Here is a 26,904-nt window from a genome sequence, read left to right as displayed (position 1 = left end):
CTCCAGAAGAGTGCTAGTGCTGGGTTTTGAATTCCGCCATGGGGTCATGGGCAATGAAAACCTCCGTTAGGGGGCCTTCAACCACTTCCTTTCGCTTCCATAGGTAATAAATGGAGGGGTAGACGAGCAGTTCAAGGATGAAGCTGGTTGCGAGACCACCCACCATGGGCGCTGCTATTCGCTTCATGACGTCCGCCCCGGTGCCGGTGCTCCACATGATGGGGAGAAGGCCCATGAAGGCCGCAAACACCGTCATCGCCTTGGGCCGTACCCGCTTCACAGCGCCGTGGATGATGGCTTCGACCAGGTCGGTCGTGGTCTTGAGCCGGCCTTCCTTGCGGGCCTCCTCATGGCTCAGGTCCAAGAAGAGGAGCATGAAGACGCCGGTCTCCGCGTCCAGGCCCATCAGAGCGATGAGACCCACCCATACCGCAATGCTCATGTTGTAGCCGAGGAAGTAGAGGAACCAGAAGGCGCCGATGGCGCTGAAGGGCACGGCCAGCATTACGATGGAGGCCTTGAAGGCACTCTTGGTGTTGGCGTAAAGAAGGCCGAAGATCAGGACGAGCGTGATGGGCAGGATGAGCTTCAGCCGTTCCTTCACGCGGATCATGTTCTCGTACTGTCCTGACCAGGTCAGGCTATAGCCAGCGGGGAGTTTGAGTTCCTTTTCAATGGCTGCCTTGGCATTGTGGACATAGGTGCCGACGTCCACCTTGGCGGTGTCGAAGTCAACCAGCACATAGCCATTCATTTGCCCGTTCTCGTCCCGGATCATGGCTGGGCCATTGGCCCATTTCAGGTCCGCGATCTCCTCCATGGGGATGAGGGCCCCATTGGGAGCTGGAATGAGGACGCGCTTCAGGGCGTCGGGGTTCTCGCGATAATCCCGGGCATACCGGACGTTCACGGGGTAGCGGGCGCGACCGTCGTAGACGGTGCTCTGATTGTCGCCGCCAATGGCGGTCATGATCAGCATGTTGGCCTGCTCGACACTCAGGCCATAGCGGGCCAGTTGGTCACGCTTCAGGACGAAGTCCAAGAAGTAACCCTGGGCCGTGCGTTCCGCGAAGGCGCTGCGGGTGCCCGGGACCCCCTGAAGGATGCGCTCGGCGTCCACGGCGATCTTCTGGATGCTCTCCAGGTCCGCGCCGTTGATCTTGAGCCCCACCGGTGTCCGGATGCCTGTGGAGAGCATGTCGAGGCGGGCCTTGATGGGCATGGTCCAAGCGTTGGGGATGGCGGGCAACTTCACCACCCGGTCAAGTTCGGCCACGATCTCCTCCTGGGAGATCTTGTCCCTCCAGATCGGACGGAGTACGGCCTTCAGGAAATTGGGAGCCCAGTTGCTGTACCACCGGGGTTTTTCTCTCCACTGATCCTCAGGCTTCAGGTTGATCACGGTCTCCATCATGGAGAAGGGCGCCGGATCGGTGGCCGTATCCGCCCGTCCTGCCTTGCCGAAGACGGTGTCCACCTCAGGCACGGTCCGGATCATCCGGTCCTGCACCTGGAGGATGCGCTGGGCTTCGGTCTGGCTGAGACCCGGCAGCGTGGAAGGCATGTAGAGTAGGGTTCCCTCGTTCAGGGGAGGCATGAACTCACTGCCAAGATGGAGGAACGCCGGAATCGTGCCCAGGACCAACAGCACGGCAACCCCGATGGTCGCCTTGGCGTGCTTCACCACGAAGCGGCAAGGCCGTTCGTAGATGCGGTGGAGGAATACGCTGATGGGATGCTTCTCCTCGGCGTAATATTTGCCGACCGCCACCTGGGTGAGGGTCCAGGCAAGCCATTTCGGCTTGAACATGAATGGCTCCACCCGGGCGAAAAGCATGCGCATGGCCGGGTCGAGGGTCAGGGCAAGAAGTGCTGCTATGCCCATGGCGAAGTTCTTGGAGAAGGCCAAGGGTTTGAAGAGCCGGCCTTCCTGGTCCAGCAGGGTGAAGATGGGCAGGAAGCTCACCGCCACCACGAGCAGGGAGAAGAATACCGACGGGCCGACTTCCATCAGGGCTTCCAACCGGACCGTATGGAAGTCACCTGGTTTTCCAGCTTCGATCCACCGTTCGATCTTCTTGTAGGCGTTTTCCACCTCCACGATGGCCCCGTCCACCAGGACGCCGATGGAGATTGCGATGCCGGCGAGGCTCATGAGATTGGCATTCTGGCCGATGCCGAACATCGGGATGAAGGCCAAGGCCACGCTGACCGGGATGGTGATGATGGGAACGATGGCCGAGGGGATGTGCCACAGGAAAACCAGGATGATGATCGAGACGACGATCATCTCCTCGATGAGCTTGTGCTTCACGGTCTCGATGGCTTTGTGGATCAATTCGGACCGGTCGTAGGTGGTGACGACCTCCACGCCTTCCGGCAATCCCTGCTTGAGCTCGGCAATCTTGGCTTTCACGCGTTCGATGACATTCAGGGCGTTCTCGCCCTGACGCATGACGACGATTCCACCGACTGCGTCACCATGGCCGTCCAGGTCCGCCAGTCCCCGCCGCATTTCTGGGCCGAGGGACACGGTGGCAACCTCCCCAAGCCGGATGGGGGTGCCATTCTCCGCCTTCAGGACTGCGTCTTCCAGGTCTTTGGTCGTCTTCACATAGCCCCTACCTCGAACCATGTATTCCCGGCCGGAGTACTCGACCAGGCGCCCTCCGACTTCCGAGTTGGCCGACTTCACGGCGCCGATGACGGACTCGATGGGGATCTTGTAGGCCGCCATCTTGTTGGGGTTCACCTGCACCTGGAACTGCCGCGCCTGTCCGCCAACCGTGGCCACTTCCGCCACGCCTGGTGTGCTCTGAATGCCGTATCGAAGGAACCAGTCCTGCAGGGAGCGCAATTCATCACTGCTGTGTTTGCCGCTATGGTCCACCAGAGCGTACTGGTAGACCCATCCCACGGACGTGGCGTCCGGGCCGATGGTTGGCACGACGCCGGTCGGCAGGCTCGAAGTGATCTTGCTGAGGTACTCCAGTGTCCTGGACCTTGCCCAGTAGATGTCCGTCCCGTCCTCGAAGACGATGTAGACGTAGGAGAAGCCGAAATCCGACAGCGCCCTCACAGCCTTTACCTTGGGGGCACCCAGGAGCGCCGTGACGATGGGGTAGGTGACTTGGTCCTCGACGATGTCGGGACTTCGGTCCCACTTGCTGTAGACGATCACCTGGGTGTCGCTGAGGTCAGGCAGGGCATCCATCGGGATGTTGCGCATGGTCCAGAAGGACATGACGAGCATCACCGCGGTGGCGGCCATCACCAGCCAGCGGTTCTCCGCTGAAAAACGGATGATGCGTTGAAGGAATGTTGGATGTTCGGGGTCGTAGGCCGTGTTTCCGCTCATGGGAGGCTCCTCAGTGCTGGTGGCCGCCCGTTTGGGCAGCGGCTGGCTGGGAGGAGCCCTTCTGGCTCATGTGGGCCAGGGCCGCCTTCAAGCGGGATTCGGAATCGACCAGGAAGTTGGCACGGGTCACAACTTCATCTCCAGGCTTCAGGCCGGAAAGGACTTCGACTTTCTCACCTGCACCTGCGCCCACGGTGACTTCCTGGGGTTCGAACTTCCCGTCGCCCAGAGCAATGAAGACCACTTTGGAAGTTCCAGCATCCAGAACCGCATCCAGGGGGACGAGAATGCCCTTGTGCCCCTGGCCCCGGAGCACCACTTCGCCGAACATTTCCGGTTTGAGCTCACCCTTGGGGTTCGGAACTTCGAGGCGGACCCGCGCGGTCCGGGTCTTGGGGTCCATGAGGGGGTCGACGAAGGCGACCCGCCCTTTGAAGACCTTGCCGGGGTAGGTCGAAATCGTCAGGTCCGAAGCCATGCCGACCTTCGCGCGGGCGATCTCCGCTTCATAAATGTCCACCTGGACCCACACGCTGCTGAGGTCGGTGATCTCGAAGGGGATGTCCGCGGGGGTGATCCGGGCGCCTTCCACGACATTCTTGGCCGTGACGACGCCAGAGATCGGGCTCCTGAGCGTCAAGGCCCGAAGAACCTCGCCTGTGCTTTCCAGGTGCTCGATGGCCTCCTTGGGCACGTCCCAAAGGGACAGCCGGCGGCGCGCGGCTTCCAGCAGATCGCCGCCGCTGGTCTGCATGGTGCCTCCAGCCAGGGCCTTCTGGGTCTTTAGGGCCAGGAGGAACTCCCGCTGGGCACTGACGAATTCGGGGCTGTAGAGGCTGAACAAGGGAGTCCCCTTGGTCACCGGCTTCCCGAGGAAATCCACGTACAGCTTTTCGACGAACCCATCAACTTTCACGTTCACTTTACGGACCCGGGTTTCGTCCACGACCACGCGGCCGACGGCCCGCAATTCTCCGCTGACCGGGCCTTCAACCACTTTCGTGGTCGTGAGCCCGATGAGCTGTTGGCGTTCATGGTCGATGGTCACGGCCGCATGGGTGTCGGTCCCTTTCCCTTCACCTTGGAGGTCTCCTTCGAAGACCGGAACGTATTCCATGCCCATCTCGTCCTTCATGGGAACCTGGGACGTGAGGCTGGGATTCATGGGCGAGCGGTAGAAGACGATCTTGCCCTTCTCCTTGGGCTTGGCGTTCTCCATCGCCACCAGGGTCATGCCGCAGATGGGGCAGTTCCCTTCATGATCCATGATGATCTGGGGGTGCATGGGGCACTGGTACATCTGCTTGCTGGCCGATGCAGGGGCAGTTGCGCTCTGCGGATGCTCGTCCCCATGGCGATGTGTGGGGATGAGCTGGGTGGCGCCTACGCCAACAACCACCCCCAGGGCGATCAGGCTTATGGTCCGAAAACGGGAAGGACGCTCAGTGCGGGTCTCAACGGGTTCGTCAATCATGTTCAGCTCCTGGTTACATCGATTTCATGCCGGAACCCGCATCGCCACCGGAGGCGGGGGTAGCACCGGATTTCAGGGAAGAGGCCGTGCTTGCCCCGGAGGGGCTGCCGCCCATGCCCATGGCGGCCGAATTCAGGCTCTGGGCCGAAATGGTGGGGGTTCCAGTGAGGTTGAACTCCTCCTGGGCAATCTGAAGGGAAAGGACCTGGGCGACCGCCTGAAGGTAGCCCCCGCGGTCCGCGATCCATCCGTTGAGGGCCTCCAGCACACTCAGAAAGGGGGCGCGGCCGGCTTCGTACTGGGCTAGGTTCGCCTGGAAACTGGACTCGCTCTGGACCAGGAGACCTTCTTTGTACAGCTTCAGGGTTTCCTGGGCGGCCTGGAACTGCGTGGCCCGCTCCTGGATCCGCTGACCGAGGAGGTTTCGGACATTCTCGGCTTCCGAACCTTGTGCGGTGCGACGGTATTCCTGCTCGTGAACCGCCCGTTGCTGCTTCTGCCGGGACCAGATGGGCAGTGAGATCGATACGCCCACCTGCCACATGGGGTCCAGGCCCCCGCGGGGCATCAGGCCCGCGCTGACCGCAAAATCGGGATATCGATCGCGCTTGGCAAGATCCAGACTCCGTTCAGCCTGCCGCGCCCCAATCCTGGCTGCCTGGAGTTCCGGGCTTTCCTTTTCGGCTCGCTGGAGCCAATCGGAAACGGCAGGTGCCTGGGGAGCGAGGTCCGCGATCCGAGCCGTGGTTGGGACCGATTCCGCGGCGCCGGCGCCGCGCAAGCGGTTAAGAGTCGCCAGGAGAACCCCCTCCTGAGAATTCAGGGCCAACCGCGCCTGGCGGATGCGGTTCTGTTCCAACTGGGCGCGAAGCAGGTCGGCCTGGGATCCTTGCCCGACCTCGTACCGGACACGGGTTATGTCGCTGGCTTTCTGCCAGAACATGGCCTGCTGGTCCAGCAAATCCAATTGTCCGCGAACCAGGAGGAGGCCGTAGTAGGCGCGCTTGAGATCCGCGATGAGGGTGAGGCGAGTGCGGTCGGTTGTCGATCGCGCTGCTTCCGCCCCAAGGGTGGCGATGTCACCCCTCAGGGCGCGTTTACCGGGCCAGGGCAGGGGCTGGGTGACCATCACCTGGTAATAGCTGGTCTCCATCTTGCCGACTTGGATCCCCTTGAACCCGTCGTTCTGCAGCCCCAGGGTCAGGCTGGGATCCGGCAGGACCTTGGCCTGGGGGATCCGTTCCTTTTCCGCCTCGACCAGGGCCTTTGCCTGGGCCAGGCTCGGGTTTCGGTCGAGCGCCTCCTGGATCAAGCGCCTGAGAAGGGGATCGTCAATCGAACTGGATTGCTGGTACGGAGCAGATGGGGGAATGGGGGATTGGGCTTGAAGTTGGGCCCACCCGACAACCGGGATGATGCCCAACGCCAAGCGCACGAATTGGCGCATAGCGGTCTCCATGAATTCAAGATGGGAAAACATAACCACCTGCCTATCGGCAGGCATTCCCTTCGTCTTAAATCAGCCAACGTTTTAGTTGCGCCAATCGATCAAGGTTGGGAGGCGGATTCTGCTGGCCAGCCCATCGCCGGAGCGTGCCCGCCACGGAACGGCTGGCCTGGACCTTCTTCAGCGTATCGTTGGGCCAAGGGTGAGCCTCAGCCTGTTTGACCGGAGGCGAGTCCGGTTCGGCATTGATGCCAGATGCCGTTTTCCGGACCACATTCGAGGATGGACTGCACGTCGCGGACCCGGGATGGCAGGGGGAATCCACCTTCCCGGCAGGCTGGGGGCGGGCTGGAGCATGGCATCTGCAGGGTTCATCCGTTGACACTGCACAACCGCACCGGCAGGCCAGGGTCGAAGGCGCCATTGTCGCCTGGACGCCGTCCACTGGACCGACCAGGGCCAGGACAGCGAGCGCGATGTAGCGGAGGATGGAACGCATGGAAATCACCTATTCCCCATCCTATGCCTGCCAGATGCCATCACAAGTTGTTTCAACCTGTTCTAACGAAACTCTAATGTTGGGCGGTATTCCTGGCAATTCGGCAGGCCGGGGTTTGCACGGACGCAACGGCAGGAAACCCCGTCGGAAGATGGGACCCCCGCATGGGCCGGAGCGCCAAGGTTGAACCGGGAGACTGGATCGCCCGTCCGGGGCTGTCCATCTGTGGGCGAACGGATGTGGTCCAACAGAAACCAGGCTGACATCTGGCGCCCTCTTTCGGGAACCTTGGCACGGTATTATTTTCAGTTTCCCAGTACAAATACTAAATTACCATATAGTCATATTAATAATAAAAATTGTATTTGTTTGGCGTCATCCAAGCTTCAGACCTATCCTTGCTGTAATTTCGGACCGGGGAATCCGGAACGTCCCTGCGTATCCCGATCGACAGACAAAGGAGCAAACATGGCGTTCAGGATCCAGTGGCATCCGATGGGCCTTGGGGTGATGTCCCTTGCAGGACTGGTCATGCTTGGCTGCGGCGGCGGCTCTTCATCACCGGCTCCCATGCCCCAGCCGCCCGTGGCTACTACAACCTCGGTCCAGGTCAACCTAGGAGATTCGCCGGCGGACTGGATCATGGCCTTCGGCATGACCGTCAATTCGATCAAGCTGACCGGTTCCGACGGCAGCACGGTCGAGACGGTTCCCGTGGCTTCACCCATGGAAATGATGCAGTTGATGGCCAACGTCCAGCCCGTCTCCTCCCTCGCGGTGACCCGCGGGACCTATACCCAGGCCACGGTTTCCTTCTCGGCTGTCACCATGGGCTACCTTGATCCCGTGTCCCATACTTACAAGCAGAAGACCATGGCCGGTCCCTATGCGGCCACCGTGCCCTTCAACCCCGTGATGACCGTTGGTACCACACCCCTGGCCTTGAGTCTTGACATGGACATGGGGTCTTCCGTCGCGATCGACGGTTCGGGCAACGTCACCCTTGCGCCGGTCATGACGGCTTCCATGGCGCCGGTGTCGGGGACGGGCACCAATCCTTGGCTGGGCACGATGCAGCACAGGGTAGGGGTGGTCTCCTCCGTTTCCGGGCCCCAGTTCACCATGGGCGCCATGATGGGCATGCAGCAGGTGACTTTCACTACGAACGCCAGCACTCAATTCACGGGCTCAGGTCTGGCGGCCATGGGTTCCATGGCGACAGGGATGATGGTCAACGTGGATGCCGCCCTGCAGGCTGACGGATCCATTCTGGCCCAGCGGGTCGAAGCCATGGGTGCTGGAGCCTCCGGCATGATGGGCGGCGGCCTGGTGACGGCCATCACCGGCAATCCGCCGACCCAGATCAGTCTGGCGGCCAACTCAGGGCAGGGCGGTGGCATGATGCCGTCCGGAATCGCCGGAACCCTGACGGTGACCCTTCCCGCCGCGACTCCCTACAGTTACGATGCCGATGGCGTGGACCTGGCGAACCTCCCCTTCACGCCGGCTTTCGGTGCCGCGAGCCTTGCAAAAGGCCAGCGGGTGGAAGTGGTGAGCACTGCGGGGATGATGGGCGGGGGCATGATGGGAGGGTCCGGTTCCCTGACCGCAAGCCAAGTGCGTCTTGAACAGCAGGGCCTCCATGGGCTGGTTTCCGCCTATGCCGCCAGCGGCTCCCAGGGCGCCTTCACCCTGACCCTGTCCTCGGATTCGGCCTTTACCACCCTGACGGGGGCCAACACCGTCCAGGTCTATCAGCAGGCCGGAACTCAACTCCGGGGACTTACCACCTTGGCCAATGGCGACAATGTTCAGGTCCGTGGACTGCTGTTCGATGATGCCGGAACCTACAAACTGGTTTCGACCTGGATCGCCTCCACCGCCGATCTGGTTACACCTCCCGCCGCGGCGAGCACCACCACCGTGCAGGTGAACATGGGGGATGCCCCGGCCGACTGGATCATGGCCTTCGGCATGAACGTGAATGCCATCACCCTCACACAGGCGGGCGGTGGGACGGTGAATGTCGTACCTTCCACCTCCCCCATGGAAATGATGCAGTTGATGGCCAACGTGCAACCTGTTTCCTCGGTGGCCCTTACGCAGGGAACTTACACCCAGGCTATGGTGACGTTTTCCGGAGTGTCCATGGGCTACATGGACCCTGTGGCCCTGGCCTACAAACAGAAGACTCTGGCCGGTCCCTTCACCGCTACGGTTCCCTTCAGCCCGGCCATGACGGTGGGAACTTCGCCCATGGCTCTGAGCTTCGACATGGACATGGGGGCCTCCGTGGCCATCGATGGGTCCGGCAACGTCACCCTCACGCCGGTAATGACCGCGACCACGGGCACGGCCTCTGGGACCGGGACGAATCCCTGGCTGGGCACGATGCAGCGCCGGACCGGTGTCATTTCCGCGGTTTCAGGGTCGCAGTTCTCCATGGGCTCGATGATGGGGATGCAGCAGGCGACGTTCAAGACGGATGCCAACACTACCTTTGCAGGCACGGGCTTCACGGGCATGGGTTCCATGGCCGCTGCCATGATGGTGAACGTCGATGCGGCACTCCAGGCGGATGGAACCTATCTGGCGCAAAGGGTGGAGTCCATGGGCATCGGTTCCGGCGGAATGATGGGAGGCGGGGTGGTGACGACCATCACTGGGAACCCGCCCACCCAGGTGACGGTGGCCATGGGCAGCGGCCAGGGTGGCGGGATGATGACCTCTTCTATCGCGGCTGCCCTGTCGGTGACCATTCCCGCAGCCACTCCGTACAGCTTCGATGCGGACGGCGTCGATCTCACGAATCTGCCTTTCGTACCGACCTTCAGCGCGGCGACGCTGACCAAGGGACAGCGGATCGAAGTACCGAGCGCCTCCGGGATGATGGGTGGCGGCATGATGGGGGGCTCGAGTTCCCTGGGAGCCAGTCAGGTTCGCCTTGTGCAGCAGGGTATGCACGGATTGGTCTCCAATTACACGGCAAGCGGGTCCCAGGCGGTGTTCACTTTGACCTTGCCCACTGGGTCGGCCTTCACCACCCTTACTGGGGCGACCACGGTCCAGGTCTACCGACAGGCCGGAACCCAGCTTCATGGCGCCGCCTCCTTCGCCAATGGTGATGACGTCCAAGTGCGTGGTCTCTTGTTTCATGACGCCGGAGTCTACAGGCTGGTTGCCTCCTGGATCACGGCGCCCTGACACGATCAACCCCAACCGGACATGGACCCCTTTCAGGGCCTCTCCGGTAAGGAGAACTTCGCAAGGTCCAAGGCCTTGGCCATGGGATCACGGATAGGCGAAACGGAATCTCCTCGGGTAATGGGGTCACGGTGGTGAAAGGGCGAGCCATTGCTTCTCCAACGGGGTTGGGGCATCACCGCTTGCGGCCTGGGCGGGGCAGTAGCCCTTGCCCGGAGTCTTGGCTGGGTGGGCCAGGGGGCCCTTGAACGGGGAAATCCCCGATGAGGGGTTGGCCCTGTCCTGCCCCCGGAGCATCCAAGTGGCGCCGGTGATCGTTCAGCCTGGCCCATTCTTCCCAGGCGGCTCCTCCGTCGGGTCCAGGAGGTCGGCCAGGGTCCACCAGGCGAAGTCCGTGGTGGCTTCCAGCGCGCCCGCCAGGATATCCAGGCCGGTTGCGCTGGGGGTCCCGGCCGGAAGGTCGCGCCGGATCGCGTCCAGGGCGTCCGGATCGGGGGGCCAGGCCATGGCTGCGAGTGGTAGGGTGGCGATGGGATGGACCATGGCCCAGATGACGTCCAGGCGCCACCAAGGCACCGGATGCAGGATCACCTCCTCCTGCTCCTGGTTCACATCCACCCGCTGCAAGGCCAGGTGTTCCCGCCCCTGGAGCAGGTACGGGATGTCCGTCCTGGGAACCAGTATTGGCATCAGCTGAGGGTCCCAAATCGTTCGTCCGACGACCGTCTGTGCCGACTCGCTCTCCTGGAGACCGCTCGGATTCCGATGCCGGGGAACCGCCCGGAGACGTCGGGTTGGCTGCTGTTGCCCGGCGTACCGTTCCCCCCTTTGCCCCACCGGATTCAGATTCAGAGGAGTCCTCTCCGGCTGGATCGCCAGGCTGGCTTGAACGCCATCGAGGATCCGGGCAGTCATGGCTGGGGCTAGGTGGGTCGAAAGATGTTCCACCAGTATATGGGGCAACCAGTCCGCCGGAGGGTCGTAAGGCGTCCCCCCCAATATCGGCAAGCTCGTCGCTTTCATGAATGGGCCAAGATAGGGCAAGATCGCCGGCGAATCCAATTGGGCCTTCAACTTCTTCAGCAGCGAATCCATCGCCGATGAGACTTCGGATTCCAGGTCCTTCGGGTTCGCCTGATTTTCCACCACCGAAAAGGGAACCTGGCGCCAGATCGGCCGCGTCTCGTATATTTCCGCGAGGACCATCCACCATTCCTCGCGGGGGAAGCGTCGGCTGGTTCCCCAGCAGTTTTCGGGCGACTGACCGGCCGAGATCGGTGAGCTCATGGGTGCCTCCTGAACTGGCCCATTGGACCAGGTTGATGCGTTGCAGATCAAAAAGGACGGACTTGGCCGCAACCGGCATGTCCGACCCTTCACCTCGAATGACCAAACCAACGATCACGTCGTTTACGACTTGGACTGCTTCGTCCCGGCCCAGCCTGGAGTGGTCTGCTTGAACAGATTCATTCACCTGAGCCCGAAGCGCCTTCCTCAGGGGGTCCAGATGTTGAGCGGCCAGCTCACCCGCGCGATACGGCCAGACGAGCTGGAGCCAGGCTTGGGCTCGTGCAGCTTGAAGGTCGAGCCATTTCCAGGAAATATTGATGTCCGAAGGAAGAGGCTGCCCCTTGTGCCGGATGATGCTCTTGGCCAAGGCGATCACGGCCCAGACCGCCTGAGCCAACGTGCCCAGGTTGCGGACACGTTGGGGAAGTTCACGCCGCAGATCCACCAAGACATCTTCCGGCGGCAGATGGTTGAAGACCTGGCGATAGAGCTCCCGAAGTGCTCGGATGGAGGCGCCGCGCCTGTGCGCAGATTCACCAGCCTGGATGACTTTCCCATTTTCATTTTGAACCGTCGCGCCGAAGGCGTGGCCGACCTGGTCACGGGCACGACCAGGTATGTAATCGAGGAGACAGTGCTGCTTGCAGAAACCATCCTTGAGAACCTGGGAAAGCTCTTGGCGTCCTCCCCCGAAATGCAGGATGGCGATGTGGCCGCGGGGAGAAAAGGCACGCCAAATCCCGTCTTCCCCAAGCGCCGGGCTGAAGGTCAGGGTATGGATATGGTGGTGGCCTTCCTGAAGTCGATTCCAACCGTGAACGACCGCGATCATGAGCACACGACCCGGGGCGAAGCGAACCCGCTCCGGATATGGCAAGTCTCTTCCACCATGGCTGATCCTGACGGCGGCGCGCTCAACCTGCGCATGAAGCGCCGCAAGAAGGGGCAGGTGGACGGCCCTGGGATCAACCCACCCTCTTTCAAGCGCCTCTGACGCCTCGGCGGGCAATGTGCACAGGATTTCGTGGGGCGCCATCGGAAGCCGGGGTGCCCTGAGGGTGAGTTGCCTCCCGCTGCGATCACGCCCCCACAGGAGGTGGGCGACCAGATCCCGCGGAAGGATCCCGGACTGGAATTCCGCCCGGGTCAGGCCGACGGCGAACCAAAGGTCCGGGTCGCAGAAAGCAATCTTCACGTGGCCGTCCTCCCCAAGGTATTCCGGCGAAAGCGGAAGGACCTTGCCGGCTTCCTTGGTCGAACGAAGGTGCCCCTCGATGTACCGGTCAACTGCATCCAGCGACCCCGGCGCCTGCCGGGGATCGCTGGAGTGGTGGCTGACCTTGACCCACATGGCTACTGGAGATCCATGGCCGGGTCCTGCAGGGAAGCGAGGGCCTTGTCCACCTGGATGTGGCCGTGGAGGATCAGGAGGGTGACCAACCCCTCCGGCTCGATCCCTTTCTTGGCGGCGCTCTGTTCGAGGGCCTCCCAGATTTCGAGGGCCGAACCCCGGAGCTCGACCTTGAGCCCCCGGTGCCGCTTGCCGGCCTGCATGCGCATGGCCTCCTTCTCCAGCCTGCTGGTCTTGTGCATCTCGTCCCCCCTATAAAATGGCCGCGGTACGGGCCGTCCCCAGAATGTGTCCAAATGGGCTTTAGCTCGATGGCCGTTGGGAGGGGTTGGAATATTGGCCTATAAGGGCTTCTGACGCTCATATCTCAGAATGGCCGGCGCATAAAGGTTCCCGGGTCCCGCCGTCAGCGAGCCTTGCGGTGGCCGGGTCCCGGAGTACACGCACCTTGGCGCGCTTCAAGGCGAAGCAGACCAGTTTCAGGATGGGTTGGGGTACCGTACCGGCCTGTAGACGGAAAGAACTGTTTGCACACGGCCTGATCTTGGGGTCGGAGTTGAGGGAATTTCGTCCTGGCGGCCATCGTGCGTTGAGCCACCATCACCCCAATATCACGGATGGAAGGGCAGATGTAAGGATCTCCGTGTCTACCCACCACCCCCGAGATGGTCGGATTCATGACTGAAAGTGGTCGTATGAATCCAGGACATTCCCGCAACGGTGGAACTCAATCCGCCCTACCAAGGTTGGCTATGATGTGTGCACGATGCAGGACTTCCTCCCGCGAAAGTTCCTCGACGAGGAGATCAAACGAGGCGCGGTGTGGGACCAGGATGCCCGTACCCCGGTCGATGGCGGTCTCGATCCAGGCTTCGACGTGCGCCAGCAAAGCATTCCCCAGGCATTGCTGAAGGGCTGGAAGGAGAGCCGAATACGCGGCCCAGCGAACCTGATCGTCCAGGCCCAGGTCACCAATAGCCCTAATGGCCATAACGGTCGCCACCACAAGATCCGTCGTACTGGCTCAAAGCCTGGAAGGTCCGTCGGATGGACTTTTCAGTTTCTCCCTAGCAGGACCCAAGCCATCCTCCGGTGCCGGGCCGACATCGTCTGCAGGTTCAGGTGTCATTTTTCGGGGTGCCGAGGATGGCCAGGATGTCTGGGTGATGGAGGGTCTCGGCCCGAAGAAGCCCTTCGACAAGCCGCTCCAGCCGGTCGCGGTTCTGCTCCAGGTGTCCTCTGGCGCAGGCGTCAGCTTCCTGGATCCAGGCCTGAATCCGCTCCGAAACCCTGTGGCTCAGGTGGTGCTGAACGGTTGGGGCGAGGTCCCCGAAAGACAAGGGGGGCAGGGTGTCGTCCATGCCCCAGGCTGTGACGGCGCGCTGGGCCAGATTAGTCGCCTCAGCGAGGTCCTGCTCCACTCCGCCGCAGGCTCCGAGGTCCGGTGCGAGGAGCGTTTCGGCCGCTTTCCCAGCCAGGAACATGGCAAGATGCCCCATCACCACCCGCCGGTCGAACATCTCCCCGTCCTCAGAGCGGGCAAGGTATGCGGCCCCCAAGGAGCCCTTGGCCTGGGGCATCAAGGACAGGTGCGCGACCTTTTCCGGGCCGAGAAGATCGTGGGCGAGAAGCGCGTGGCCACTTTCATGGAAGGCGACCCTGCGCTTGTCGGAATCCGAGAGATGGAGCCCCCGCTTCCTTTCTCCGGCCCTTGATTCGAAGACCACCTGCCGGAGGATATTCATGGACAGCCTCTGGGGAGGGACGGCGCGTTTCCGGGCCGTCTCCACGAGCTGGAGCAGGTCCGCAGGACTCAGGCCAGTGGTCAGGGAAACCAGTTCGGACAGTGCTTGATCGTCCAGGTCCATACCCACAAGGCCGCCAAGGATGGCGCCGCGCTCTTCGATCCCAGGAAGACCCACTTGGATGGTTTCGCCAAGGCGACCGCTCCTTAGGAGGGCGGGCTCGATCCGGTCGAGCTGGTTGGTCGTGCAAAGGACCAGGACCCTTCCCGGGCCCTTGCGAAGCCCATCGATGGCAGCGATGAGGGCGCCCATGATGGACGACTGATCCTGGGCCATCCATGGATGGGTCTGGTCACGCCGCCAGGCCAGTGCGTCCAGCTCGTCGATGACTAGGACGGCGGCGTCCTGCTCCCTCAGGGCAGCGAACGTCTCACGGACCATCCGCTCAGATTCTCCGCTCCACATGCTCTGGAATTGGGATGCTGGGACGAGGATGCTCGGGCATCCGGCCTCCCCAGAGACCGCCTGACAGAACATCGACTTGCCGGTGCCCGGCGGGCCCCAGAGGACCGATGCCTTCAGGCCCGGGGCCCCCTTGGGGTCGGAGAGCCATGCCAGATGTTCCTTGAAACGAGCCTTGAGCTCATCCTGGCCCAGGATGTCCTTGAACCTCACTGCGGGGACCTCCCCCCAGCCCACATCGAGGCGAAGGTCCTGGGCCCGGAAGATCCTCTCGGTGCTATCGAAATGAAGGAGACCGTCCACCCGGTTCGCCCCCGGGGCGAGGTCCGTCTCGAGGTGGACACGCCATCTGAGGCTTCGGGCGCGGGCCCGCCGGAAGACATGGGAGAACAGCGCGGCAGTGATCGCAACTCCGAATCCTTTCCTGGCCGCAAGTTGCCCGGACCTGGGTGACTTGGTGGCCGGTGCCTGGATGGGGATCGCCCGTTCCTGTTCCTCCGGGGACAAGGTCCGGAAGGTTTCCGGGTCGACCAGATGACGCTGGACCAGCCCGTCCAGGCCCAGCACCGGCTGGAGGGACCGTTCGGCCCCGTCGGACATCGCATCCACTAGGAGGATGCCACCCCTGGGAAAGGCCCTCGGATGCGGCGGCTCTGATCCTGCTTCAAGGGTGCCGGCCTCCTCCGGCAGGAGGCCCTGGATCCAGGGGATCAGGCGTTGGTTCCGGGTCAGGAGGAAGGTCTGAACCTCGAGGCCCTCCACACACTGCGCGCACTGGTTCCTGAGATCTTCCCCCGCCCGGAGGGTGAAGGTGAGACTCCCGGTCCCATTGGCGATTTCGCGGCCGTAGCGGGACTGGCCCAGGAGAAGGAGGTCCAGGATGAGGCTTTCCACTCCCTTGCGGGAGGCCCGGAGATCGCGCCCCAGCGACCGGCTCATGACCAATCCCCACAGCGCCTCATCCTCGATCCTGACCTCGAAACCTTCGAACGAATACAAATGGGTGGGCATGGTTTCAGTCCTCCTTTCTTGCGAAGCGGTCGATGAGATCCAGGTGGTGGTGCCCTTCGTGGGCGTGGAAGAGGACGAGGTGCCCCTGCGCCAGGCGGCTCAAAAGCTCCCGGGGGATGGCTGCCTTCATCCAATCGGAACGCTCGCCGCTGGTGCCGTGCAACCCCATCAGATCGCTGAGGTCCATCGAGAAGGGCCCCGTTTCCGCAGCTTCCCGCCGGCCCCAGAGTTCAGAACCGAGGTTCGAAGTGAAGATGAATACCGTCCCGGAAAAATCTACAGGCTTGCCGGTTTCCCTTTCCAATTTTCCGGTGCCCAGGATTGGGAGGAAACTTTCAAGGCATTTGACGTGGGCTTTCTCCAGTTCCTCTACCAGGAGGACGGACCGGGGATGAGACTGGACCCTGGGAGGGACGGACCCATACCGGCCCGAGCCTCCCCAGAGGTCCGAGCCGCTGCTCCATTGCGTGTACTGAGTCAGATCAATCCTGATCAAGGACGGCTCCTCCTCCCCTTGCCACTCAGCCAGCGCCTGCCCAAAGAGTTCCCCCGCCATGGACTTCCCGACCCCGGGAGGGCCCAGGAAAAGCGCCAGTGGAGGCGGCCCGGAGGGCCCTTTCCTGAGGGCCACCTGGAAGGCGAGCTTCTTCAGGGCGTCCACCGCCTCGGTCTGACCCACCAAGGACGCCAGGAGCTTGCGTTCCACCCTGGCGGCGAATTCCCCGGCCCGCTGGAGCCGCTTGCGGGGAGCATCGGGATCCTCTCCCTTGGCCGATTCGGGCCAAAAGAGCGGGACCCAGACAGGGTCCTGGGCGCGCAGAAACTCCAGGACGCACGAACCAAGGGCGTGGGCCCGGCCCATGAGGTCGAAGAGGCCAGGAGGTAGGTTTTCGGCCGGCTCCAGGCCCTTCATGGCTGTGCGCGGCCCGGCCGACCACCGCGACCCCACTTCCATGAAGGCAAGGTACCAGTGGGGAGGAAGGGAAGGGGCTTCCAGGCCCGCGTCGGCCAGGAGGCCCACCGCATCCAGAGCCGCGGCCAGCACGGCGCTGGAGACAGACCGAAGGTTGCACTCTCGGGCTATGAAACCGGCACAGGAAAGCCAGGCCTCCGTCTTCGGGTCGCGCCTTCCGGCGCTCTTCCCGGCGATTTGGGCGGAGCAAGTTCCCGCTTGTTTGTCGGTGATTGGGGGCATGCAGACCTCCAGAAGAATGTGGCGGATGGCCATTCCCGGCCGCCGCTCAAGTCGAGAGAATTAAGTCCATCTGCCATGGCGGAGGGCGGCCCCGGGCACGCGCGAGAAGCGTTTCCGGCCGGGATCTTTACTTCCGCCCCTGGTGGTCGAGGTGGCACTGGAAGGCATCGATTACGGCCCGGTCGACGCCGGCTTCCACCAAGTGGTCACCGATCTCCCGAAAGGAGAACCCAAGGCTCCTGTATTCCCCGTAGATCGCCCCGAGCTCCATCAGGGTCCCGACGCTGAGCTCGTCCAGCCCAAGGTTCTCGATCAGGCTTTCCCGCGTGTATTCGCCGACAACCGAAGTGGAATCGTGGGTCATGGTCGCCTCCTGCAAGAAGGCTACAATGACCACCAAAACACTGATAAATCTTAGACTTATGTAACATCGTTGCGCCCGCGCATTGGCGACGGCTGTGTGCGCCTCGATTACCTTCGGCGCCTGGGGCGGGGGCCCGTCAAGCCGATCCAGGCCGAACCGCGCTTGTAGGCATCGTCCATGTAATCGTCCATAAGATGTTCATAGTGCTCATTAAGCATCCTCAGGTCCGCGTGGCCAAGGGCCTTGGCGACAAGAAGCGGCTCAATGCGGTTTTGGAGCATCGTCGTCGCAAAGCAATGGCGGAGGTCGTGGAACCGCAGGTGACCCAGGCTGGCTGCCTTCAGGGCAGCCTGGAGCGGGCGGACGTAATCGTTCTTCTTCCAGGGCTCACCATCGGCCTTCTTGAATACGAAGTCGTCCGACCCGAGGTCCTTGATCTGTTGCTCAAGGAAGATTTTTGCTTCCTCGATGAGGTGACGCTTGACCCGCTTCCGTGAATCCCCCTTGGTGGGAGGGAGGCCAAGCCGGCTCATCCCTTCAATTACCATGCGCCGTCGGAGCCCTGCCAGTTCCGAGAAGCGCAGGCCCGTCAAAAGCGCTCCCTGCACCAGGCGTCCAAGGCTGGGGTCGCAGGCCTCCACCAACCGTTTCTGCTCTCCGAGGGTAAGGGCACGGGCCACGTCCACGCCAGCATCCTTGAAAGAATGGACTTCACTCCAGATGGCGGGATTGGCAATGGGACCTCCCGTCAGCTTGTTTTCATAATTCAATGCCGCTTTGAGGAAGCCCAGAACCCGGTTCGCGGTCGACTTCCTGGCCTCCTTGATCCGCTTCGTTTCATCCGTAGCATCCAGGGGAATCCGGCGCTTGACGGATGGTTCCTTCTTCGAGCGGGAGCCTTTGAGGTGGTTGGCAATGTCCAGATGCCACTGGATGATGGCGTCCTTGGTCAGGGACACGATCGGGATTTCGGCGATGGGTTCATGGAGAATATACTGGCGCGCCATCTGGGAGGACCTTTCGCACGACCTGGCGCGGTGCTCCTCCATCCAGCCGAGGTAGTTGGTCACCGCGTGGCGGACCATGGAATGCTGCGTCACCCACATGCTGGTGGCCTTCTCCCGGGTGGTCATAACAGGGAACTTCGCCAGCGCGACATCCTTGGCTTGGGCAAAGGAGAGAATCTTGAGCCCGTCGCTGGGATGGGAGTCATCAGCGATGCCGATCCTCACCTGGAGCCGGGGCTGCTCAAGGGACTGGTCCTGCCTCCTCACGAGCCAGGATCCGCCCCGCTTGCCGCGGAGATAGCCGAGGTGAAGCCCTCTTTCCAGGCGCAGCCAATAGGGGGCATTCCTGATGGCAAGGGAGAGCCTGGTCTGGGGGGAGGTCAAGTCGACGTCAGCCATGGAGCGCCTCATGTTTACTACTATACCACTCAATTTAAGTAACCTAGAAAATATCTAGTACCGGACCAGTAATTGCTATAATTATAGCTAAATTCGCCTTGGCATTTGACCTGTCAGATGAAGCAGAAAGCCATCATTACCCCCCTAGCAAGGGGGTAACAAAGATAGAAGGGATCGAATCTCGCCACCCTTACCCTGACTGCCGATGGTCACAACTGTGGATGGGGCCAACTCGGGCTGGTGACGGCAGAGTGTTAAGCTGTTTGAGCCCAGCTTGAACTGACGATAACAACAGCACGTGGTTGCTGGAACTGAAGTCTATTGCGAGGATGGAGTCGATATTTATGCTCGGTACAATTCTCCCAGGTACTCAGGTTCATGCACGTGGCCTCTCCTGGGAAGTCCTTCACTCTGAGCCTGCCGGGGGCCAACATCGATATCGCCTTCGTTGCGTGGACGGGGATTTGCGAGGGATCGAAATCGACCTTCTCCATCCATTCGAATCCGTGACCCCGGTGGTCACGGAGCTGGACCCACGTCGGGCAGGTCGATTGGCGCAATGGCGGCTCTATCACGAGGCCTTCCTGCTGGAACAGGCTCTCGGCCCATCCGCCCTCCTGGCAGTGCAACCAGGCCGCCTCGACATCGCTCCCTACCAACTCGTTCCCGTGATGCGGGCGATTCGTATGAGCCGGCCCAGGCTTCTCCTGGCGGATGGCGTGGGTCTTGGCAAGACTGTGCAGGCTGGCCTGGTTATGGCCGAACTCATAGCTCGCCGCCGCGCCCACCGCATCCTGGTCGTCTCACCAGCAGGTCCCCTGCTGGAGCAGTGGCGCACAGAGATGCGGGACCGCTTCGGCCTGCGGTTCGAAACGATAACCAGTTCGGGTGAGCTTCAGGAGAGGCGCCGTTCCCTGGTTCTGGGCGCCAACCCCTTCGATCACGTTTCCTACTGCCTGACATCCATCGATTTCGCCAAGCAGGAGAAAGTGCTCCAGGAACTTGAGCGCACCGTGTGGGACCTGGTGGTCATTGACGAGGCCCACCACTGCGTCAGCCTTGGCAGTGGGGCGGATTCAGAGGACTCCCAACGGCGGCGGCTTGCTGAAGTCCTGGCCAGGCAGACTGATGGCCTCCTTCTTCTCACCGCCACACCGCATGACGGTTATGACGCCCACTTCGCCTCGGTCGTGGAACTGCTGGATCCAAGCCTGGTGGATGGCCGTGGCGGGTTACGCGGAGAGCGCTACCGACAGCACGTGGTACGCCGCCTGAAGCAGCACATCAAGGACCCGGAAACGGGCGAACCTCTATTTAAGGACCGTCAGGTCTTCCCCTGCGCCGTTACCTTCGCGCCGGACTCTCACCCCCAGTTCGCAGCTTTCCAGCAGGCCCTGATTGCGGCCATCGCCCCGCGCCTCAAACAGGCCGTGCGTCGACAGAAATACGGCGAAGTCCTGGCCTTTCTCTCGCTCCTCAAACGGTCTGTCTCCACCACCGCCGCCTGCCTCCAAACCCTCACCAGGATCCGCGACCGGTACACGGAGATGGCATCCAGTGGCGAGGCGGAAGCTGAGTCCCGCCGACAGCGGCTCAAGACCCTGAGCGAGTACCGGAAGCGCCTGGAACGGTTCGGTGCCCTGTCCTTCGAAGAGGAGCAGGATCAGGCCTTCCTTGAGGCCGAAGACATGGCGGCGGATCTGCTCGACTATGGGCTGGAGGAATTCGCCGGGAAGATCGAGGAAATCCAGCGCACGCAGCGCCGGCTGCGCGAACAGGGGAAGCGGATCCAGACGACGCGGGATGCCCTGGATGTGCTCATCGCCATGGCCCAGGAGGCGCTCGCGGAAGACCCCAAGCTGGGCGCGCTGTTGCGCGAAGTCAAAGCCATCCGAATGGACAAGGCGAAGGCCAACCTCTTGGTCTACACCGAGTACACCGACAGCCAGGACGCGGTCCTTGCCTACCTGCGGGAAGCTCTCAGCCAGGGCGACCTCCAGGGCGAAGTCCTGGCCATCAGCGGCAGCGATTCCGAAGCCACCCGCACGGCCGTCACGGAACGCTTCAAGACCCACGACGGGATTGTTCTTGTCAGCACCGACGCCACTTCCGAAGGCTTGAACCTCCACGCCCGCTGTCACCACCTCCTGCACGTAGAGCTTCCCTACAATCCCAACCGACTGGAGCAGCGCAATGGGCGCATTGACCGATACGGGCAGAAGGAAATCCCTATGGTCCGGTACCTATATCTGGCGGGGTCCTTCGAAGAACGCCTGCTGATGCGCCTGGTAGCAAAGTACGAACGCCAGCGGCTGAGGCTGACCTTTGTTCCCAACACTCTCGGCGGCCTGACCACGGATGACGCCCAGACTGTGCGCCTCCTGGAGGGCTTGGCCGAGGAAGAGAACTGCCTCTTCAAGGTCGCCCCGCGTGAGATCCGCTTGGTCGAAGAGGAGCCTGAGGACACAACCACCCCCGCGTACCAGGAACTGCTCTCCGAAGTGGAACGGGCGATGACGGGCTTCGAGAAGAATGCCAAGTCCCATGCCTGGCTGGGGGATGCCGGGTTGAATGCCGAGGCGCGGCTCGTGGCCGATGCCGAACTAGCTCGCCAGGAAGGCGCCAGCCTCAGTGACGTGGACTTGCTCAAGTTTGTGTGTGCGGCCTTGGAGGCGGATGCTCAGGCGGGTGCCATACAGCGAGGGGCGAATGGCGTGATCGAACTCCGGCTTCCGCCCTCCTGGGATCACGGGTTGAAGGATCTCCCCGGCTACGATGCCAGCGGCCCGACCCTACTCCTGACCGAGGACCACACCCGAAACCAGGATGAACGGGAGCGCAAGCTTGGCTTCCTGGGGCGTGCCCATCCCGTCGTACGGCGTGCCCTGTCCCGGGTGCGCAACATCCGCTTCGGCGAGGCGGGTGTCTGGCTCGACCGGCGGGTCAGCGCCCTCGCTGCCTCTGTGGACCATCCAGCGCTCCTGTGCACGTACCTGGGTGCCATTGAGAGTCCGCGTGGCCACGAGTTCGAGCGCGTGCTGGGAGTCAAGGTGGAGCAAGATGGTCGTTGCACCGTGTTCGACCACCCTGACCAGTGGCTCAAGCTGCTGGATGGTGGGAAGGCCATCTCCCCCAAGGACCTTTGGGACCGCCATTTCACGGCCTGGGGCGAGGCATGGTCCCGTCAGGCGCTGGATGCCTCCAAAGCTGCCTTCGAGGGTATCGCCGAGCCTTGGTATTCAGAACATGCCCGACTGTGCGAGGACGAGTACGAGGAAGTGGAGAAGTGGCTGCGCACTCGGGTGGAGGCCATCTGTGGTCCGGTTCAGCAAGCCCAGCCTGGCCTCTTCGAGGAGGCGGTCGAACTGCCCCGCTGGGCGACTCAGGCCGCGCCGCTGGAAAGGCTCGCTGCCTACGCCACGGATGGCAAGAACCCGGTCGCGGCCCGCCGCGAAGCGGATGGCATCCTCCGGCTGTTCCGCATGCGCGAGAAGGATCTCGCCGCCCACCGCAAGGCCCGCACCCTTGCTCCTATTCCCCTGGGACTGTTGATGCTGCTTCCCCTGTCAGAAGGAGGGCGGTGATATGGCACTCAGCCTTCGCGATTGCACCTTCTTCGGACCGGCCCTCCCCGAGCCCTTCGTCCTCAACAACCTGGAAGGGAAGCTTAACGACCTCCGCCTCCTCCCCCGCAATGTGGGCGACGAGGGGCGCGCCCTCCAGCAGGCCTGGGAGGTGTTCCGCCGGAAGCTGCGCGACCTGGGTGAGCACGGCGGGGACCGGCGCGTATTCAGTCATGTGCTGGAGCCCCTGGCTTCCCAACTCGGCTACGTCACCCTCGTGCCCCAGGGGTCGGTGATAACCCGCGAAGGCGCTGAGGATGGCGGGAGCCTGTTCCTGACACCTGAGGGCAAGAAGTTGCGGGTCTGGGCCGCTGCCCTGGGCACGGACCTGGATGCACCGAACCGCCGGGGGCGGGCGTACCGCTTCAGTGCGTCACGGGTCGCTCAGCGGGTGCTCCTTGCCAGTGGTGAGCGGGCAGGCCTGCTCACGGATGGTGAGGAACTGCGTCTCCTGATTTGCGACCCAGCGCGTCCCGACAGCCACATCGCCGTGGATCTTGGGCGCTCGGGCGGGTGGCGCTCTGCCCGGAATGTTCCCGATTCCTACAGGCTCATCCGTGCCATGGCCTCGCCCGGCGGCGTGGCCGCCCTGCCAGACCTAGCCGATGCCGCACGATTGGCCCAGAGCCAAGTCACCAAGAAACTGCGGCTCCAAGCGCGAGCGGCCATCGAGGGTTTCCTCCAGGAAGTCCTCGATCATCCGGCGAACCAGAGTGCCCTCCGCGAGGCGGGCACTTCCGAGGGCTTGGCCCGCCAGCTCTGGCGCGAGGGCTTGATCCTGGTTTATCGGCTTCTATTCGTGTTCAAGCTGGAATCCTCGGCGGATCCGGCGCGGGCCTTCAGCTTCGCCGCCACGAGCCTCTGGCGGCGCACTTATTCCCCCAATACCGCACTGGCGGACATCGTCCGGAAGGTCATGGATGATGGCGCCGACAGCGGCGAATTCCTGGAAGGGGCGCTTCGCACCCTGTGGCGGATGTTCGCCGAGGGTATGAGTTCCAGCGAACTGGAGATCAAGGCTCTGGGCGGTATGCTTTTCGGCGAGGGCGCCACTCCGCTCCTGGACCGACTGGGGTGGGGCGAACGGGCCGTGGCCCGCCTCCTGGACTCCCTGCTGTGGACGCCGGTGGAGGGTCGGGCTGAGCGGGAGCGCGTGCACTACGGCGCGCTGGACGTGGAAGACCTGGGCCGCGTCTACGAGGCCCTGCTAGAACTGGAGCCCGGAATCTCCACCGAGCCCATGTGCCGCCTGCGTCGGGCCAAACTGGAGGTGGTCGTGCCCGCCGCCCAGGGCGCTCCCTACCGCGCCAGCGCCGCAAGTGGGGGTACCGTCGGGGAGACCGACGAGGACGAGGGCGGCGAGGATGACGGTGGGGGCGAGGATGCCGAGGAGGCTGAGGCTCTCCGTCGCCGCGCTTCCGCTGGAGGGACCCAGGTAATCTTCATCGAGGATATTTCCGCGAAATGTTTCTTCTTGCGGGTAGGTCTGGGCCGCAAGGCCACTGGCAGTTACTACACCCCGCACCCGTTCGTCAGATTCTTGGTTCAGGAAACCCTGGGACCCCAGCTTCTGGAGCGTAGCCCCAAGGAGGACCCTCAGCCGGGGAGGATCCTGGAGTTGAAGGTCATCGACCCCGCCATGGGTAGCGGCCACTTCCTGGTGGAGGCATGCCGCTACCTGGGCGAGGCCCTGTACGAAGCCTGTCGCCTCTGCGACGAACTGGCAGTGCAGGCGGAGGAACAGACCGAGAAGGTGAAGGATTCGGAGCAAGCGGCCCTCCTGGCCCGTGCGGCGGAACTGCGCAAGCGGGTGGAAGGCCTGCCCGATCCCGAGGACGAATTGGTGGCCTACCTGCCCAGCCGCGTGCCAGAGGGCGAGGACAGCGGCCTGTCACAGAAGAAGGCCGAGGCCCTCTGCCGTCGCCTGGTGGCCGTGCATTGCTTATACGGCGTGGACAAGAACCCCCTCGCGGTTGAACTGGCCAAGCTCTCCCTGTGGTTAGAGAGCTACGCCGAAGGCCTGCCCCTCACCTTCATGGACCACCGCCTGCTGTGCGGAGATTCCCTCACCGGGCCCTTCTTCGAGCACCTGCTTACCTATCCGGGGAGCGGGAACAAGCTTGACGATCTCTACACTCAGGGCCTCACGGAGCAGCTCCGGGCCACTCTCGCCAGCGCCGTTACCCATGTGCGCGACCTGGAAGCCAGCGTTGGCAAGGACGCGGCGGACCTGGAGCAGAAGCGGGTGGCCAAGGAGAAGCTGGATGCCGCCCTTAAGCCTATGAAGCTGCTGGCCGCTGCGTGGAGTGGGGGGGTGATGCTGGGCGAGGCCTGTGATGACGCGGCCTACCTCGCGTTAGCCTCGGCCATTGCAAACTCCGGAGCCACTGAGGGTGTGATGGCTCTGCAGCCTCGGTTGCGAGAGATGGTATTGACGGGCAGCGAAGGGGTGCCGTTTGAATTCGCATTCCCCGAGGTTTTCCATTTGGGCGACGGTTTGCGTCGCGGGTTCGACGCAGTCCTTGGGAACCCGCCTTGGGACGCAATCCAATTTAAGTCGAAAGAATTTTTGGCATCCTTCGACTTATCAATCATGGAAGCTCCCACCAAGAGTGAGAGAACTGTTATAGAGAGACGGCTGCTCGCAAATGTTTCAATAGCAACAACTTTCTTTGCTGGGCAGGAGAAATTCGAACAAAGTAAAAGATCCAATGACAAATTGTTTAAATTTCAAAAAATTATAATCGATGGGGACCTTGCTGGGCGACAATTGGACGCTTTTCGTGTTTTTATGGAACGCAATGCTCAATTGTTGAAAGACAATGGAATGACGGGAGTTGTGGTTCCTTCAGCTTTTCATGGAAGTGCTGGTGCTACAGGTGTTCGCCAGCTGTACATCGAAAAAATGGAACTGCGTAGCTGTTTTTCATTTGAAAATAAGAAAAAGCTGTTTGATATCCATTCTAGCTTTAAATTTGCTGCTGTTGTTGCAAGGAATATGCATTTAAATATTTATAATTTTGAATGTGGATTTTATTGGCACGAACTTCAACGATTGTTTCAAGATTTGGATAGATTATTGTATACACCCGAATTTTTACAAAAGACCGGTGGAGAGTACCTGAATTTCCCAGAGCTTCGTTCTAAAGAAGATGTTCGGGTGGCAAGGGGAATATATGAAGGCTGTTTAAATACTTTTAAAAAGTTTATTGAAAGCGGCCTTTCATTTCGCATGACTGAATTGCACCTAAGCCATGACGCTCATTTGTTTAGAACGTCATCTGGTGTAACAAAATATGAGCCGCGTTCATACGAAGGCACAAAGGAAGTTGTTCGCCATGGTTTATTTCTTGTATTTGAAGGTAAATTTTTTGAACAATATGACATTTCGTGGGGTCAAAGACTACGGTACCTTGTTTCAATTGATGATCTTAAAGATAAGCCAAATTATATACAGGCTGGGAGATACTATCGTCTTGCCTATAGAGAAGTTGCAAGTTCAACAAATGAAAGAACTGTTATTTCTGCAATGCTACCGCCAGGTAGCATGACAGGGCATACAGCACCTGTAGATGAAAAACCATGGGCAAGAACATCAGTAATGGCTCTAAGCTCACTTGCAATTATGAATTCCTTTTGTTTTGATTGGCTTATACGCTTTAGAGCTTCAGGTCATGTTACTAAATTTTTACTATTATCCACTCCTCTGCCACTATTACAAAATAATGCGCGTATTTTACTTGCTCATTCCGCACTAAGGCTCTCCTGTGCTCATGCAGGCTTTTATTCGCTTTGGTTAGAACAGGTGGATGAGGTTTGGCGCGAGACCAAACCCATGCACATGTGGCCAGTTATGGAAACCGAAGAGGCCCGTTGGGAGGTGCGCGCCGCCATCGATGCTGTGGTGGCCGAGGCCTACGGCCTTGACCGCGATCAGTACGCCCATGTCCTCTCTGCCTTCAGCCACCGGAGCTACCAGAAAGCTCCGGAGCTTTGCCTCGCCGCCTTCGATGAGCTGAAGGCCTTGGGCCTGGAGGCATTTACCAAGAAGCACGACCCATACTGGGACATTCCTCTCAACGAAGGGCTGCCACAGCCGGTGATCGACTTGCCCATCTCCGACCAGGATACGTCGGCCACGGAGGACTTCGGCCCCATGTTTGCCAGCCTCCAGGGCAAATCAGCGCCCATTCCTTCCTCTAGGCCTGCTCCCCTCCAGATGCTGCCGCGCAGGCCCCGCACCGAGAACGATCAGGTCTACGAAACCCTCAAGACCCTGCTTCAGGAGCGGGGGCGTATCTCTTCCGGCGAGGCCCAAGAAGCCACGGGGCTGGACGCCGCCAGCCTCCGCCCCTTTCTTCGGCGCCTGGTGGACGAAGGCCTGGCCGAGACTGAAGGCGAGCGCCGGGGCATGCGTTACCGGCGGCGGGGCGAAGATTGAGGTGCTTTGGATTGGTCAATCACTGTCTATTCAT

At 61.6% G+C, this 26,904-nt stretch carries 13 protein-coding genes; 4 read left to right on the top strand and 9 right to left on the bottom strand.

Annotation, left to right across the window (positions count from 1 at the left end; translation table 11 throughout):
* Positions 1-13: 13 nt before the first annotated feature.
* From R2J76_RS11780 to R2J76_RS11770, 3 genes are read right to left on the bottom strand one after another with little or no spacing between them, the layout of a single operon-like run.
* Complete coding sequence (locus tag R2J76_RS11780) at positions 14-3,358, bottom strand: efflux RND transporter permease subunit (RefSeq protein WP_316411788.1); 3,345 nt, start codon at positions 3,356-3,358, stop codon at positions 14-16.
* A gap of 10 nt (positions 3,359-3,368) precedes the next feature.
* Positions 3,369-4,832: an efflux RND transporter periplasmic adaptor subunit gene (locus tag R2J76_RS11775; RefSeq protein ID WP_316411787.1), complete on the bottom strand. Its 1,464-nt coding sequence runs from the start codon at positions 4,830-4,832 to the stop codon at positions 3,369-3,371.
* Between the two features lie 13 nt (positions 4,833-4,845).
* A complete protein-coding gene (locus R2J76_RS11770) occupies positions 4,846-6,279 on the bottom strand; it encodes a TolC family protein (protein ID WP_316411786.1) in 1,434 nt (477 codons plus the stop codon).
* A gap of 967 nt (positions 6,280-7,246) precedes the next feature.
* Between R2J76_RS11770 and R2J76_RS11765 the strand changes: the two genes are divergently transcribed.
* Positions 7,247-9,982 (top strand): DUF5666 domain-containing protein, encoded by a 2,736-nt coding sequence (locus R2J76_RS11765; protein WP_316411785.1) that lies wholly within the window; start codon positions 7,247-7,249, stop codon positions 9,980-9,982.
* Positions 9,983-10,300: 318 nt separating this feature from the next.
* On the opposite strand, the gene R2J76_RS11760 is transcribed toward R2J76_RS11765, so the two are convergent.
* Positions 10,301-11,269, bottom strand: coding sequence for a hypothetical protein (locus R2J76_RS11760; protein ID WP_316411784.1), 969 nt, complete (start codon positions 11,267-11,269; stop codon positions 10,301-10,303).
* 40 nt (positions 11,270-11,309) lie between these two features.
* On the opposite strand from R2J76_RS11760, the gene R2J76_RS11755 reads away from it, so the two are divergent.
* Positions 11,310-12,266 carry a hypothetical protein gene (locus R2J76_RS11755; RefSeq protein WP_316411783.1) on the top strand — a complete coding sequence of 319 codons (957 nt, stop codon included), beginning with the start codon at positions 11,310-11,312 and terminating at the stop codon, positions 12,264-12,266.
* Positions 12,267-12,625: 359 nt separating this feature from the next.
* Here the strand turns inward: R2J76_RS11755 and R2J76_RS11750 are convergent, their stop codons facing one another.
* The 5 genes from R2J76_RS11750 to R2J76_RS11730 all read right to left on the bottom strand — a co-directional run bounded on the left by R2J76_RS11750 (position 12,626) and on the right by R2J76_RS11730 (position 18,806).
* Positions 12,626-12,865: a hypothetical protein gene (locus R2J76_RS11750; RefSeq protein WP_316411782.1), complete on the bottom strand. Its 240-nt coding sequence runs from the start codon at positions 12,863-12,865 to the stop codon at positions 12,626-12,628.
* 876 nt (positions 12,866-13,741) lie between these two features.
* Entirely contained in the window at positions 13,742-15,841 is a 2,100-nt protein-coding gene (locus R2J76_RS11745; protein WP_316411781.1) for an AAA family ATPase, read from the bottom strand.
* Between the two features lie 4 nt (positions 15,842-15,845).
* Positions 15,846-17,036 carry an AAA family ATPase gene (locus R2J76_RS11740; protein ID WP_316411780.1) on the bottom strand — a complete coding sequence of 397 codons (1,191 nt, stop codon included), beginning with the start codon at positions 17,034-17,036 and terminating at the stop codon, positions 15,846-15,848.
* Between the two features lie 127 nt (positions 17,037-17,163).
* The gene (locus R2J76_RS11735; protein WP_316411779.1) at positions 17,164-17,400 is read right to left on the bottom strand and encodes a hypothetical protein; all 237 of its coding nucleotides are present in this window, start codon (positions 17,398-17,400) and stop codon (positions 17,164-17,166) included.
* Between the two features lie 107 nt (positions 17,401-17,507).
* Entirely contained in the window at positions 17,508-18,806 is a 1,299-nt protein-coding gene (locus R2J76_RS11730; RefSeq protein ID WP_316411778.1) for a tyrosine-type recombinase/integrase, read from the bottom strand.
* A 464-nt stretch (positions 18,807-19,270) separates the two neighbouring features.
* Between R2J76_RS11730 and R2J76_RS11725 the strand changes: the two genes are divergently transcribed.
* Entirely contained in the window at positions 19,271-22,390 is a 3,120-nt protein-coding gene (locus R2J76_RS11725) for a helicase-related protein (RefSeq protein WP_316411777.1), read from the top strand.
* Between the two features lies 1 nt (position 22,391).
* A complete protein-coding gene (locus tag R2J76_RS11720) occupies positions 22,392-26,870 on the top strand; it encodes an Eco57I restriction-modification methylase domain-containing protein (protein ID WP_316411776.1) in 4,479 nt (1,492 codons plus the stop codon).
* Positions 26,871-26,904: the final 34 nt, after the last annotated feature.

The sequence above is a fragment of the Mesoterricola silvestris genome, assembly GCF_030295405.1.
Classification (GTDB): Bacteria; Acidobacteriota; Holophagae; order Holophagales; family Holophagaceae; genus Mesoterricola; species Mesoterricola silvestris.
Note: the sequence above shows the minus strand (reverse complement) of the source record. Positions and strands in the feature narration are given on the sequence as shown.

Excerpts from the sequence above, each read along its gene's own strand:
- R2J76_RS11780 (WP_316411788.1), bottom strand. The coding sequence starts at position 3,358 with ATGAGCGGAAACACGGCCTACGACCCCGAACATCCAACATTCCTTCAA.
- R2J76_RS11775 (WP_316411787.1), bottom strand. The coding sequence starts at position 4,832 with ATGATTGACGAACCCGTTGAGACCCGCACTGAGCGTCCTTCCCGTTTT.
- R2J76_RS11770 (WP_316411786.1), bottom strand. The coding sequence starts at position 6,279 with ATGCGCCAATTCGTGCGCTTGGCGTTGGGCATCATCCCGGTTGTCGGG.
- R2J76_RS11765 (WP_316411785.1), top strand. The coding sequence starts at position 7,247 with ATGGCGTTCAGGATCCAGTGGCATCCGATGGGCCTTGGGGTGATGTCC.
- R2J76_RS11760 (WP_316411784.1), bottom strand. The coding sequence starts at position 11,269 with ATGAGCTCACCGATCTCGGCCGGTCAGTCGCCCGAAAACTGCTGGGGA.
- R2J76_RS11750 (WP_316411782.1), bottom strand. The coding sequence starts at position 12,865 with ATGCACAAGACCAGCAGGCTGGAGAAGGAGGCCATGCGCATGCAGGCC.
- R2J76_RS11745 (WP_316411781.1), bottom strand. The coding sequence starts at position 15,841 with ATGCCCACCCATTTGTATTCGTTCGAAGGTTTCGAGGTCAGGATCGAG.
- R2J76_RS11740 (WP_316411780.1), bottom strand. The coding sequence starts at position 17,036 with ATGCCCCCAATCACCGACAAACAAGCGGGAACTTGCTCCGCCCAAATC.
- R2J76_RS11735 (WP_316411779.1), bottom strand. The coding sequence starts at position 17,400 with ATGACCCACGATTCCACTTCGGTTGTCGGCGAATACACGCGGGAAAGC.
- R2J76_RS11730 (WP_316411778.1), bottom strand. The coding sequence starts at position 18,806 with ATGGCTGACGTCGACTTGACCTCCCCCCAGACCAGGCTCTCCCTTGCC.
- R2J76_RS11720 (WP_316411776.1), top strand. The coding sequence starts at position 22,392 with ATGGCACTCAGCCTTCGCGATTGCACCTTCTTCGGACCGGCCCTCCCC.